Annotated in this window: 11 protein-coding genes; 4 read left to right on the top strand and 7 right to left on the bottom strand. The window is 41.5% G+C overall.

Annotated elements, in window-relative coordinates:
* Window positions 1-23: 23 nt before the first annotated feature.
* A complete protein-coding gene (locus SLH55_RS05615) occupies window positions 24-683 on the bottom strand; it encodes a YkyA family protein (RefSeq protein ID WP_308807575.1) in 660 nt (219 codons plus the stop codon).
* Window positions 684-1,001: 318 nt separating this feature from the next.
* Here SLH55_RS05615 and def point away from each other — a divergent pair, with 318 nt between their 5' ends.
* Window positions 1,002-1,556 (top strand): peptide deformylase, encoded by a 555-nt coding sequence (gene def, locus SLH55_RS05610; RefSeq protein WP_219169142.1) that lies wholly within the window; start codon window positions 1,002-1,004, stop codon window positions 1,554-1,556.
* A gap of 40 nt (window positions 1,557-1,596) precedes the next feature.
* Here def and SLH55_RS05605 read toward each other — a convergent pair whose 3' ends face one another.
* Entirely contained in the window at window positions 1,597-2,367 is a 771-nt protein-coding gene (locus tag SLH55_RS05605; protein WP_219169144.1) for a Cof-type HAD-IIB family hydrolase, read from the bottom strand.
* Window positions 2,368-3,321: 954 nt separating this feature from the next.
* On the opposite strand from SLH55_RS05605, the gene SLH55_RS05600 reads away from it, so the two are divergent.
* The gene (locus SLH55_RS05600; RefSeq protein ID WP_064092389.1) at window positions 3,322-3,528 is read left to right on the top strand and encodes a DNA-dependent RNA polymerase subunit epsilon; all 207 of its coding nucleotides are present in this window, start codon (window positions 3,322-3,324) and stop codon (window positions 3,526-3,528) included.
* A 4-nt stretch (window positions 3,529-3,532) separates the two neighbouring features.
* The gene (gene rnjA, locus SLH55_RS05595; RefSeq protein ID WP_219169146.1) at window positions 3,533-5,200 is read left to right on the top strand and encodes a ribonuclease J1; all 1,668 of its coding nucleotides are present in this window, start codon (window positions 3,533-3,535) and stop codon (window positions 5,198-5,200) included.
* 44 nt (window positions 5,201-5,244) lie between these two features.
* On the opposite strand, the gene SLH55_RS05590 is transcribed toward rnjA, so the two are convergent.
* The 5 genes from SLH55_RS05590 to SLH55_RS05570 form a co-directional block, all read right to left on the bottom strand.
* Window positions 5,245-5,901, bottom strand: coding sequence for a potassium channel family protein (locus SLH55_RS05590; protein WP_219169148.1), 657 nt, complete (start codon window positions 5,899-5,901; stop codon window positions 5,245-5,247).
* A 92-nt stretch (window positions 5,902-5,993) separates the two neighbouring features.
* Window positions 5,994-7,007, bottom strand: coding sequence for a cytochrome d ubiquinol oxidase subunit II (locus SLH55_RS05585; protein ID WP_219169150.1), 1,014 nt, complete (start codon window positions 7,005-7,007; stop codon window positions 5,994-5,996).
* 44 nt (window positions 7,008-7,051) lie between these two features.
* Window positions 7,052-8,389 carry a cytochrome ubiquinol oxidase subunit I gene (locus SLH55_RS05580; protein WP_219169152.1) on the bottom strand — a complete coding sequence of 446 codons (1,338 nt, stop codon included), beginning with the start codon at window positions 8,387-8,389 and terminating at the stop codon, window positions 7,052-7,054.
* 208 nt (window positions 8,390-8,597) lie between these two features.
* Window positions 8,598-10,421 (bottom strand): ABC transporter ATP-binding protein, encoded by a 1,824-nt coding sequence (locus SLH55_RS05575; RefSeq protein ID WP_320322903.1) that lies wholly within the window; start codon window positions 10,419-10,421, stop codon window positions 8,598-8,600.
* A 10-nt stretch (window positions 10,422-10,431) separates the two neighbouring features.
* On the bottom strand, window positions 10,432-12,186 hold the full coding sequence (locus tag SLH55_RS05570) for an ABC transporter ATP-binding protein (RefSeq protein ID WP_219169156.1): 1,755 nt from the start codon (window positions 12,184-12,186) through the stop codon (window positions 10,432-10,434).
* Between the two features lie 376 nt (window positions 12,187-12,562).
* Here SLH55_RS05570 and SLH55_RS05565 point away from each other — a divergent pair, with 376 nt between their 5' ends.
* Entirely contained in the window at window positions 12,563-13,429 is an 867-nt protein-coding gene (locus tag SLH55_RS05565; protein WP_320322902.1) for a mechanosensitive ion channel family protein, read from the top strand.
* The last annotated feature ends 7 nt before the right edge of the window (window positions 13,430-13,436 follow it).

Here is a 13,436-nt window from a genome sequence, read left to right as displayed (position 1 = left end):
CCTCCTTCATCTTGTATGTACATTTACTCAGGCTCTTTGACATCAAGTTCTGCCTTTGAGTAAAAATCTTGTTTTAGTTTATTGAATTCATCTGTTTTTGTATTGTAGTCCTTATTGAATTCCACGATTTTTTCATATTGTTCATTGATGGATGTAATCTGCTTTTCAAGTTCTTCCATTTTAAGGTCTTTCTTTTTGAACATATTATAAAGTTCTTTATCAAGAGAAAGGGCCTCTAAATATGAAGATGTAAGTTCATCATGAATCTGATACCGTTCCTTCATAGTCTCGTTGAGCTTCTTCGCTTCTTTTTTCAACTCTTCCGAATCCAGTTCAGTCATATATTCTTCTGCTCGCGCAAACTCATCCTTAGCTTGATTCATGGATTTGCGTTCTTTTTCAATATACTCTTTTCGTCTATCGATGTTTTCCAGAGCTTCATCAGAAAGTTTAACAATTTGGTCAAATTCTTTCATTCCAAGATCCATGATTTTAGAATATAACTCTTTTTCTTTTTTTTCTGACTCTTGAAGAGGCTTTTGAACGTCGACATATTGACTTTCTTTAGCTACGGTTTCTTCAAGAACCTTGTACAAATCTTCCTCAGGTGTAGAACCACCGACACATCCCATAAGTAAGAAGATAGCGGCTCCTAAAATGAAAGCAAAACGAAATTTCGACACAACTTGATCCCCCTTAACTATTTACCACCTTCTACTATATCTATGTCTACAACTTTTGACAATAGGGATTTACAACTGTGGAAAAAAATGTCGATTGGACTATTATTCCTATTAAAATGAATATGTATTTTAGTGATGGAGTATTCCTGCTAAATTCAAATCTCCTTCATTAACTTTTCATAAGGATAATGGTAGACTATTATCATACATAATAGATTATCTTAATACGTAAAGTAGAAAAGGAAACATCCGGGTATCCGTGTCCGGTATCTTAAATCCTTTCATTTCATTCTCTACTTTACGTGAGGAGGAAAAAGCATGATTACCATGAATGACATTATCCGTGAAGGTCATCCTACATTGACCACGGTTGCGAAGGAAGTACCTATTCCACCATCCCAAGAAGACCAGGAAACATTGAGAAGCTTATTAGAATATGTAATAAATAGTCAAAACCCTGAAACAGCAAACAAATATGGATTGAGACCCGGGATAGGTCTCGCTGCACCTCAGATCAATGTGTCAAAACGAATGCTCGCTGTCAATGTCACAGACAATCAAGGGAAGTTATACAGCTATGCCCTATTCAATCCAAAAATCATCAGTCATTCCATAGAAAAAGCCTATTTAACTTCAGGAGAAGGATGTTTATCAGTCGACAGAAATGTTCCTGGTTTTGTCCCACGGTATGCCCGGGTGACCGTTAGAGGCTGGGACGTAGACGGCAATGAAGTGAAGCTTCGACTGAAAGGACTTCCAGCCATTGTGTTTCAGCATGAAATCGACCATCTGAACGGGATCATGTTCTATGACCATATTAACCCGAACAATCCGTTCGAGCCGATCCCTGATGCCATTGCAATTGAACGATAAACCTAAAAAAGCCTCCTGATTCAGGAGGCTTTTACATTTTTTAAATTAATTTAAGTTCCTTCAAGCCGTGAAATATTCCATCATCATCCACATGTTTAGTGATCAGATCGGCATGGTTTTGTACTTCCTTAACGGCATTCCCCATTGCAACACCAGTTCCAACTGACTGGATCATCTCAATATCGTTCAAACCGTCCCCGAATGCATAAACATCCTCCATGTTGAACCCAAGCTTAGCAATCATCTTTTTGATTCCTTCAGCCTTCGATCCCCCTTTTGGCAGAATATCCATGGAGTATTGATGCCAGCGGATAAATGTGAAATCTGTATACTTCTCCCGGTAAAAAGCCTCTTCCTCTTTTGAACAGAATAACAGGGATTGATAGATGTCTCTTCCTTTATAGAAATCCGGATCAAAACCCGGGTGGGGAAACTTCAGGCTGTTCATACTTTTTTCAATATATTCATGATGCTTATGGTTCGATTTCATTGTTTTATGATTCAAATGGACAACCGGGTGTTCCTTCGTGTACGTATCCTCTAATAACTCTTCCAATGTTTCAACTTTTAAAGGGTTGGTGTAAATCACTTCATTTTCAAATACCACGTACTGCCCATTGAATGAAACAAACGATTCAATTCCCAATTCCTCTCTCAGATTTTCATACATAAATGGCGCTCTTCCAGTAGCGATGGCAACATAAGTTCCGTTTGCCTGCAATGAGCGAATGGCTTCTTTGGTTGCCTGAGGGAGTTTCTTATCGTGATCTAGCAACGTACCGTCTATATCAAAGAAAACTATTTTAGACATGATCGTTCTCCTTTTCAAAAATATTCGATTGCTAATCTATTTTACCCGTTGTTTAAAGTAATCCTTTACGGTAGAAATGTCAATGAAGAGGCCCAAACGAAACCATTTACCAAACTTAACCATGTAAGAGAATCCATAAATTCCGTACAATATAAGTAACACAACAGAGACGTCCGTATTATTGTTCCTTTACTTCATAGGAAAATCTCGGTAAACTATTAATAAGGAGTGATCCACCATGTTAAAGAAGCTGAGAAAAAAGCTTTTAAAACAGTGGAAAGAATTGCTTAGAAAAAAAACGATTGCATAATCTTTTTTCCCTGATCGACTTTATGGAGAAAGACTACTAAAATGCACGTATTTCGGATATACTGTCATACAATTGGACAATGAATAAGGGACTGACGCCACTAGTGAGCTTTTCGTCTCCATTGGTATTAGTCCCTCTTCTATCTTGTCACGATTCAGTTAAGGATTATTCAAAACTTTATTTACACTGGAGAATCCTTTATAATTTAATACATACATAAACTATATGATTCGTCCTTGTCTGAATGACAGGCTAAAATATAAGAGTCGTGGGCAATGATTGCTGGTATCTGAACATTGTTGCAAAACCTGTTTTTGCCGCCCTTCGATCATATCGTTCGCCTTGTGTTAAGGAAATGATTCCTTGATCATTATCGTTTTTTTACCACAGGGCGTAAATGAGCCATACCTGAACATCGACATGTTCAGGACCGCACAGGTATTTATACCGATTAGCCGGGAATTTATTATGCCCGCTAATGTCGTAGCTCCAGCACCCATCCCTGATGGACACGGTACACATCCCTGAATATAGGAGCCTTGCTTCATCAGGTACTTGAGGGTGCCGCTTATGTTATGTAGTTGATAACTTTTTTATCATAGAAGAAAGTTAGATTTTTTGAAAACGGATAAGGAGAGAGAAAAATGATTTTTAAAGTATTTTATCAAGAAAGTAAAGCAGAAGTGCCTGTACGCGAATGCACTCAATCCCTTTACATGGAAGCAGATTCAGAACGGGAAGTACGCCTAAATTTGAAAGACAAACCGTATAATATCGAATTCGTACAAAAGCTTGAGGGCGCTTTTTTAGAGTATGAACAAAACCACCATTCTTTCGAGTTGGAGCAATAATACAATGAAATTTGTAAAGAATGACCAAACCGCTGTATTTGCCCTTGGCGGTTTAGGTGAAATCGGTAAAAACACATACGGCGTACAATTCCAAGACGAAATCATTTTGATTGATGCAGGGATCAAATTCCCTGAGGACGAGCTGCTCGGTATCGATTACGTTATACCTGATTACACGTATCTCGTGAAAAATGCCGATAAGATCAAAGGTCTTTTCGTGACACACGGACATGAAGACCATATCGGTGGTATCCCATACCTGCTGCGCGAGTTAAACATTCCGATATACGGCGGAAAGCTCGCATTGGGACTGATCAAGAACAAGCTTGAGGAACACGGCCTGTTACGAAATGCGAAATTGAATGTCATCCAGGAAGATGATATCGTGAAATTCCGCAAAACGTCCGTCACTTTCTTCAGAACAACACACAGCATTCCTGACTCTTACGGAATCGTTGTCAAAACACCACCTGGAAATGTCGTTCATACGGGTGACTTTAAATTTGATTTCACACCGGTCGGTGAACCTGCGAACTTAACCAAAATGGCTGAAATCGGAAAAGAAGGCGTCCTTTGTCTTCTGTCTGACAGCACAAATGCTGAGGTTCCAAACTTCACTATGTCAGAACGCAAAGTCGGAGAAAGCATCAATGATATTTTCCGTAAAGTGGACGGTCGTGTGATATTTGCAACATTCGCTTCAAATATCCACCGTCTGCAACAAGTGGTCGAAGCGGCAGTCTTCCATAATCGCAAGGTCGCTGTTTTCGGAAGAAGTATGGAAGCGGCCATTACGATTGGACAAGAATTGGGTTACATCAATGCACCTAAAGATACTTTCATTGAACATAACCAGATCAATCGCCTTCCAGCGAATGAAGTGGCTATACTTTGTACCGGATCCCAAGGTGAACCGATGGCTGCATTATCAAGGATCGCAAACGGCACACACCGTCAGATCCAAATTCAGCCTGGTGACACCGTTGTATTCTCTTCTTCACCAATCCCGGGGAATACAATCAGTGTAAACCGTACAATCAATCTTTTATATCGTGCCGGTGCAGAAGTCATCCACGGACCATTAAGTGATATTCATACATCCGGTCACGGTGGACAACAAGAGATGAAGCTGATGCTCCGCCTGATGAATCCAACCTTCTTCATGCCGATTCATGGTGAGTTCCGTATGCAGAAGATGCATGCTCAACTCGGTGTAGATTGTGGCGTACAGGAGGAAAATTGCTTTATCATGGATAACGGCGAAGTACTTGCATTAAGCAATGATTCCGCACAGGTAGCAGGAAAAATCCCTTCTGGAAACGTCTATATCGATGGAAGCGGAATTGGTGATATCGGTAATATCGTTCTTCGTGACCGCCGTATCCTTTCAGAAGAAGGATTGGTCATCGTTGTTGTGAGCATCGATATGAAGGATTTCAAGATTGCTTCAGGTCCGGACCTTATTTCAAGAGGTTTCGTGTACATGCGTGAATCAGGTGATCTTATCAATGAAGCACAGACGCTTATTTCTAAACATCTAAACAAAGTTCTTGAAAGAAGAACCTCTCAATGGTCAGAAATCAAGAATGAAATCACAGATACTCTGGCTCCATTCTTATATGAAAAAACAAAGCGCCGCCCAATGATCTTACCGATCATCATGGAAGTGTGATAATAGGAAGAGGCTGACCAAAGCGGTCAGCCTCTTCTTTCATATTATAGAACCTTCTTCTCGAATCGGTTAATATCCGTATCTGCCCCGATAACGATGAGGATGTCCCCTACACGGATCTGTTCATCCGCCTGTGGGGAAACAATGATATCTTTTTCTCTTTTTATCGCTACGATGTTGATTCCGAACTGTGCACGGATATCTAAATCGATCAGGGAGTTTCCACTAAGATTTTCGTTTGCGACAATCTCCACAATTGAATGTTCGTCGGACAATTCCAGATAATCCAGTACATTATTAGAAATGATATTATGAGCAATCCTTCTTCCCATATCCCTCTCCGGATGAACGACTTGATTGGCCCCGATCTTCCGGAGTACCTTTTCATGATAATCGTTCTGTGCTTTTACCGTAATATTCTTCACTCCGATTTCCTTTAACATTAATGTCGTCAGGATACTCGACTGAATATCGTCGCCAATTGCGACAATCACATGATCAAAATTACGGATCCCGAGGCTCTTCAAGACGGATTCATCCGTAGAATCAGCGACTACCGCATGTGAAGCAATGGAAGAGAACTCATTCACTTTATCTTCATCCTGGTCGATGGCCATGACTTCCATTCCCTGATCTGTCAAAGAACGTACAATACTGCCTCCGAACCGGCCCAATCCTATTACTACAAACTCTTTTTTCACCTATTATCCCCCCGCAGTCTCTATACACTATATTTTAGCACAAAAAAAAGGAGAAAATGAAATTTCTCCCTTTCCTTTTTGTGTTTCTCCGACTACTTGTTCCCTTTTACATAATCGGCATCAAATAAGAACAGCCTCATTAAAAGATACAGGGACGGGATCAATAACAACAAGCCCGCAATGAAGACGATAACAAGAGCCATCCCCATGGTTGGATTCGTGACACTCGTTTCAATCGTGATAAAAGGTTTCAAGATATAAGGTAAATGGGACGCTCCATAACCAAAGAAAGCAAAGAAGAATTGAAGCATGACAAGGGTGAACGCCAGACCGAAATGTTTTCTTCTATAAATGAAAAGTGACGCTCCAAGGAAGCATAGCAGAGATAATCCGAACATCCACCATATATCAATGGCACTGGTGAAATGCTCAAGATTATGTTCTCTCAAGGATACGAACACAAGTAAACTGGCTAATATGGTCGGTGGGCTCCAGAATAGTGAAAACTTCCTCAGTTCCTCCCTTGAATCCAAATCTCCAGCCCGATTGGCATAATAGGTCAGAAATGTCGCACTAATGAATAATACCGATACAATCGACAGAACGACCACGCTCCATGAATAGGGGCTGGTAAAAAGTTCCTTGGCAAGGAATACCACCTTATCCCCCTGCTCTTCCAAAAATCCGCCTTCTGAAATTGTCAAAGCCGTTGACAAGGAGGCAGGAATCAACAACCCTGTTGCTCCATATAGAAACAAATAAACGATATTATCTTTTGAACCATAGTTCCCGAAAGCATAGAAGCTTCCTCTTATGGCAAGTAATATGATGGCAATACTTCCCGGCAACAATAAAGCCGTTCCATAATAGTAGGCAGTGTCAGGAAAAAATCCGACCAAACCGACAAAAAAGAAAACAAAAAAGACGTTCGTCACTTCCCAGACAGGAGAAAGGTATCGACTGATCAGCACATTCAGCGTGTGCTCCTTCCCTTTCATCCTGCCGTAAAAGGCGAAGAATCCGGCCCCGAAATCGATCGAAGCCACGATTAGATACCCATATAGAAAAATCCATAAGACAGTAATCCCCATGATTTCCAAACTCATACCCATTCCTCCCTCAAAACAAAGTCAAGTGCCTGACTCAACAACTAACTCACTTTCTTAGGAAAGCGTTGTTCCAACTCGGCTTCTGCAGGCTTGTTTTTAAACATTTTTATTAATACAACTACACATAAAATGCCAAGTAGTATATAGAGACCCACGAATAGTGCGAACGTTAATCCTACTCCATCCGCTTTTGTCGCAGCCTCTGCCACCTTCATATATCCACGGAGGATCCATGGCTGTCGGCCAACTTCTGCATATATCCAGCCGAATTCGATGGCAAGCATCGCCAAAGGTCCACTCGCAACGATTCCCCACAATAACGGCTTATTCCATTCATTTCGTTTCTTCCACTTCCAAAACAGAATAAATATTCCTGCAATGAAAATACTGTAGAATCCGATGGAAACCATAAGATCAAATAAATAATGAACCCATAGTGGGGGCCGTTCATCTTCAGGAAATTCATTCAATCCAATGACCTCTGTATCAAACGAACTTCCAGCAAGGAAGCTGAGAAAACCAGGTAATCGAATCTCATTATGCACTTCGTTGTTTTCATCAAGCGTTCCAAAAACAATCAAATCCGCATTCTTTTCCGACTCAAAATGCCACTCTGCCGCTGCCAGCTTTTCCGGCTGGTACTCTGCCAGGAATTTGGCCGACAAGTCCCCTGCCAATGCTGAGCCAAAAGCAAAGATCAACGCTGATACCATAGTCAGACGTAGGGCTTTCTTATGATAGTCCCCACCCTTTTTCCGAAGTATCGCAAATGCTGTAATAGCAGCTAATATGAGTGCTGATGTTAAGTAGGCAGTCGTCAAAACATGAAACACTTTTGTTGGTGTCGCCGGATTTAACATCGCTGCGATCGGGTCAATATTGATCGCCTTTCCATCTTTCAATTCAAATCCCTGCGGCGTATTCATAAACGCATTCACCGTCGTAATGAATAAAGCGGAAGCAGAAGAACCAATCATTACCGGAATCGTCAGTAGCCAATGGATCCACTTATTCTTAAATCGATCCCACGTATAAAGGTAAATCCCCAAAAAGATGGCCTCAAAGAAAAACGCAAAAGTTTCCATGAACAACGGCAGGGCAATCACCTGTCCGGCTACCTGCATAAACGATGGCCACAAAAGGGACAACTGCAAGCCAATAGCAGTTCCGGTCACGACCCCGACGGCAACCGTAATGGTAAATCCCCTAGCCCATCTTCGTGCAAGCAAAAGATAATGAGGATCATTCCGCTTGATCCCCATAAACTCGGCTATCGAAATCATGATCGGAACCCCTACCCCAATCGTTGCAAAAATGATATGAAACGCAAGGGTTGTCGATGTGAGCATCCTACTTAAAATCACACTATCCAAAACCATTCTATACTCCCCCTACCGGATTACTTTTTAACGTAAACAGCTCTTTCTTACTGTTTATCACTTATTGTTCATTATAAAACCTGGGATAGAGTATGTGAAGTATTGAACATGAATATTTTGTGACGTTTTTCACAAAGTTTCACTATTTAAAACTAATATCCAACAAAAAAAACCCCACACACCAGTGCAGGGTCCCTCAAACCATAACTCACATCGCTTCCAGCATCCTGAACTGTGACTTCACAAGTTCAAAATAATCTCCTTGCTGATCCATTAATTCATCGTGGTTTCCGGACTCTTTGATCTTTCCGTTTTCAAGGACAAAGATATTATCGGATTCCCGGATTGTGGACAGACGGTGAGCGATGATGATCGCGGTTCTTCCGTTCAATAATTTCTTCAGGGCATTTTGAATCTTGACTTCTGTTTCGGTGTCTATGGATGCGGTTGCTTCATCCAGAATGATGATGCGCGGATTCGCCAACAGGGCACGTGCAAAGGACAATAATTGTCTTTCACCTACAGATAACACATTTCCCCTTTCCTCGACTTCGGTTTCATATCCACTGGACAGCTTTTCGATGAATTCATTGGCACCGATTGCTTCAGCTGCCTTTATGACCTCTTCATCGGATGCACCAGGGCGTCCGAAACGGATATTTTCCATGATCGTCCCGGAGAAGATGAATGTATCTTGCAGGACGATGCTGATTTGACTTCGTAAACTTGAAACCGATGCATCCCGAAGGTTCACTCCATCAATTTTGACAATTCCGTTAGTCGGGTCATAAAACCTGCTGATCAGGTTCGCAATCGTCGTCTTGCCTGAACCTGTATGCCCGACTAGTGCGACGGTTTGGCCAGCTTTCATTTCAAGATTGATATTCCGAAGCGCTTTTCGTTTATCATCATATGAGAATTCTACATTTTCAAATTGAATTCTCCCTTTGATGTCCGTCAGATTCAAGGCGTTAGCTTTCTCATTAACAATTGGCTGTTCATCCAGAAATTCGAATATGCGCTCTGATGAAGCCATCCCGATCAAGAGTTGATTGTAAACTTGACCTAGTCTGGAAATCGGCTCCCAGAACATCCCAAGATAGAATGCGAATGAGACGAATTCACCAAGTTCCAGTGAACCATTTTGAATCAAATGGGTTCCGAACCAGATAAGTACTGCTGTCCCAATGGCGTTTGTCAATTCCACGAGAGGTCTGAACATGGCATTCTTCTTTGTCGCTGTTCTCCAGCTATCGAAGTTTTCAGTATTGACTCCATCAAAAAACGCCATGTTTTCTTTTTCCTGAGTAAACGATTGAGTCACCCGGATTCCCTGGATGCTTTCATTAAGATGAGAATTCAGCTTCGACTGCTTAAGACGAACCATCTGCCAGGATCTGCGGATGTTTTTTCTGAGGCTCGTCGAGATGAAAAACATGATCGGTAAGATCACCATGACTGCAAGTGTCAATTCAGGGCTTAATGTAAAGAGGATCACGATGATTCCGATGAGCAGAATGATGTCCATCAGAAGATTGATGACTCCATTTGTGAATAGCTCTTGAAGGGAGTTTATGTCATTCATGATCCGCACAAGGATCGAACCTGCGGAACGCTGATCAAAGAAACGATGGGAAAGCCACTGAACATGGCTGAATAGATGTTTCCTCAGGTCATATATCACTCCCTGACCGAGTTGGTTCATCCACTTGATCCTAAGGACGTTGGCCACATAATTCAGGACGTACAGCCCGGCAATGATCCCTACAAGTGTGAATAGGAGGTCCCCATCTTTCTGCCTGATTGCTTTATCGAGGGTATATACCCCGATCAGGATCGGGATGATCAACCGGACAGCCGTTGTAATCAGTACGGTAATAATGGACAACGGCAGCAGTTTCTTCGAATAAGGTTTTAAGTATGTCAATAACCGATAAAGCTGCTCCCAGTTAAACGGTTTGTCTATCACCTGGTCTGTGGAGTAGTGGAAGCGGCTCAGTATTCTTTTATTTTGCTTATTTTTATTACTCAATGGTCCTCACCTACCCTTCCTGAGTTTGTAGTATTTTTTTCTGGTCTTTATATTGAATGTCGTAGATTCGCTGGTATGGTCCGTTATTTTTCAATAAGAACTCATGAACCCCTCTTTCTACCACTTTTCCGTTTTCTAGGACAAGGATTTCATCCGCATGCTTCAGAGAAGAAATACGGTGCGCGATGATAAAGGTCGTTCGATCAGACATGACCTCTTTCAGCGCTTTTTGAATCCTGAATTCTGTTTCCATGTCTACGGCACTCGTAGCATCATCCAGTATCAGGATCGACGGGTCGGTACAGATTGCACGTGCGATGGCGATCCGCTGTTTCTGACCTCCCGAAAGACCCAATCCTCTTTCTCCCAGCCTGGTATCATAGCCATCAGGTAATTCGGATATGAAATCATGGGCTTCTGCCCGTTTGGCCGCTTCGATGATCTCCTCCATGGATGCTTCAGGTCGACCGTAAGAGATATTGGCTCTGATAGTGGAAGAGAATAAAAATGATTCCTGCAGAACAAATCCGATATTTTGACGGAGTGACTTCAGTGAGTAATCTTTTACATCTCTTCCATCAATGAGGATCTCCCCTTCTTCCGGTTCATAGAAACGCGTAATCAGCTGAGTGATACTTGTCTTCCCTGACCCTGTGCCCCCGATCAGCCCGATGACCTTACCGGGTTCCACTTTAAATGAAATGTCCTCTAGGGCAGCTTCGTCATGCACAGTGTAATTAAGTGATACATGTTTGAACTCCACTTCGCCTTTCATTCGATCGACATGAATGACATCATTATGATCTTTAATCTTTTCATCCACTTCGAGAATTTCCAGTAACCTTTCTCCTGATGCCTTTGATTGAGAGAATAGGTTGATCGTGAATCCAAGATTCATGATTGGCCAGATGATATACCAGACCAGGCTGTAAAACGCGACAAGCTCTCCTGGTTGAAGATTGCCATTCATCACCAGATACCCTCCGTATGCAAGTAGTGTCACCACACTCACATTGCCCAAAAACTCCATCAAAGGAAAGTATTTCGCCCAGATATCCGAGGTGAACAGATATTTATCTTTATAATCACCGTTGGATCGGTTGAATTTGCTGATTTGAAAATCTTCACGGGACAGTGATTTCACGGTATTGATACCTGAAATATTTTCCTGTACATTCGTGTTCAGTTTACCGAATGACTTTCTTATTCCCCTGAAGGCAGGATGGACTGCCTTATCGAATTTGTATACAGCAATGGCAAGGAACGGCAAGGAAATCAATGTGACAAATGTCAAGGATGGAGAATAATAGTACATCACCCCGAAGCTGACCGTCACCAGCATGAAAAAGCGGAGCAATTCAGAGAAACCGAAGGATAAGAAAAAGCGAAAGGCTTCGACATCCGCAGTCAACCGTGACATCAAGTCACCTGTTTTGGCATTATCATAATAGCTGAATGGGAGATACTGAAGCTTCTCATACAATTCGTTCCTCAGACGATAGACAGATGTGATGCCGAATAGATCTCCATTGTATTGTTGAATAAAGGTAGCAATTCCTTTCACTACCATAATGGCGATGAATCCGAATGCCAAATATGGGATCCACCCATATTCCCCCTGTAAAATGACATCATCGATTGTTATCTGCAGTATCATCGGATATACCACTGTGATGCCCGTAACAAAAATCAAAAAGATCATTGAAATGATAAAATGCTTTTTATAAGGCCAATAAAAGGCTTTCAATTTTTTGAATGTATCCATAATTCCTCTCCCCTCCATGTTCCATAAAAAAACAACGTACTACTAAATATATCGGGTTTCGAAATATTTATCCACCCTTTTTTTAGAATTTTTCACACTTTATGAATTATCACTGTAGTCCCATTATTCATATTTATCTTAAAGGTGCAGCCATCTAAAAAGATCAGCCTTATGACTGATCTCACTCTTCATCTTTTGTATCGTTTTTTTCTTCAAGCTAACCTTCCTGTATTTCCAACATGAACGTTAAACCTTTTTCAATCAGGGAATAATTCAATATGCTTTTTGCTTTTTCAACCACCTCTCCTTTGACATACCCTATGTAGTTTTGTGTATACTAGAGTGGTCATTATTTAATAGGAAAGGATGTTTTGGTTTGGGATACATACTTGGTCTTAATGCATTAAGTGATCGACTGTCCAATTTCAATTGGGGCGGTCTATTAGTGACGATTGGAATAGGTGCACTGCAAATCTTAGCGATATGGATCGCTTTTATCATTGTAAAAGGTGCAGCAAACAAAGTGATCGAAAGGATTTTTGATAAATATAGAAAGAGAAATGATGTGTCTGAAGGCCGTGCCCAGACGTTACAGGGGCTTTCTAAAAATATTGTCGGCTATATTCTGATCTTTGTTTTCTTTGTTACAATCCTGCAAATATTTGGTATCCAGGTGACTGCGATCCTTGCCGGTGCCGGGATTGTCGGACTTGCCGTAGGTTTTGGAGCACAAGGATTGGTCAGTGACGTGGTCACAGGTTTCTTCATTCTTCTTGAAAAGCAGGTTGATGTAGGTGATTATGTGACGACCGGCAGCTTCTCAGGGATAGTGGAAGAGGTTGGTTTACGTACGACTCATATTCGTGGATTCGATGGGACCCTTCACTATGTGCCGAACAGAGAAATTACAAGTGTCAGCAATCATTCTCGCGGAAACATGAGAGCACTTGTCGATATCGGGATATCATATGATGACGACATCGATAAAGCAATGATCGTGCTTCAACAGGTATGCGATACGATCGCACAGGAAGATGATAATATTGTCGATGGTCCCAATGTTCTGGGTGTTCAGACACTTGGTGCCTCCGATGTTGTTCTCCGTGTGTTATGTAAAACGAAGAACATGGAGCAATGGGGAGTGGAACGGAAGCTTCGTAAAGCGTTGAAAGAAGCACTCGACCAAAATGGGATCGAAATTCCTTACCCTCATCAGGTTTACATTGAAAAGAAAGAAAACTAAATGCTAA

Source organism: Rossellomorea sp. YZS02 (genome assembly GCF_033963925.1).
Classification (GTDB): domain Bacteria; phylum Bacillota; class Bacilli; order Bacillales; family Bacillaceae_B; genus Rossellomorea.
The sequence above is the reverse complement of the archived record's forward strand: the minus strand, read 5'-3'. Positions and strand labels throughout refer to the sequence as shown.

Coding starts and splice junctions, on each gene's coding strand:
- def (WP_219169142.1), top strand. CDS start 1,002: ATGATTACCATGAATGACATTATCCGTGAAGGTCATCCTACATTGACC.
- SLH55_RS05605 (WP_219169144.1), bottom strand. CDS start 2,367: ATGTCTAAAATAGTTTTCTTTGATATAGACGGTACGTTGCTAGATCAC.
- SLH55_RS05600 (WP_064092389.1), top strand. CDS start 3,322: ATGATTTTTAAAGTATTTTATCAAGAAAGTAAAGCAGAAGTGCCTGTA.
- rnjA (WP_219169146.1), top strand. CDS start 3,533: ATGAAATTTGTAAAGAATGACCAAACCGCTGTATTTGCCCTTGGCGGT.
- SLH55_RS05585 (WP_219169150.1), bottom strand. CDS start 7,007: ATGAGTTTGGAAATCATGGGGATTACTGTCTTATGGATTTTTCTATAT.
- SLH55_RS05580 (WP_219169152.1), bottom strand. CDS start 8,389: ATGGTTTTGGATAGTGTGATTTTAAGTAGGATGCTCACATCGACAACC.
- SLH55_RS05570 (WP_219169156.1), bottom strand. CDS start 12,186: ATGGATACATTCAAAAAATTGAAAGCCTTTTATTGGCCTTATAAAAAG.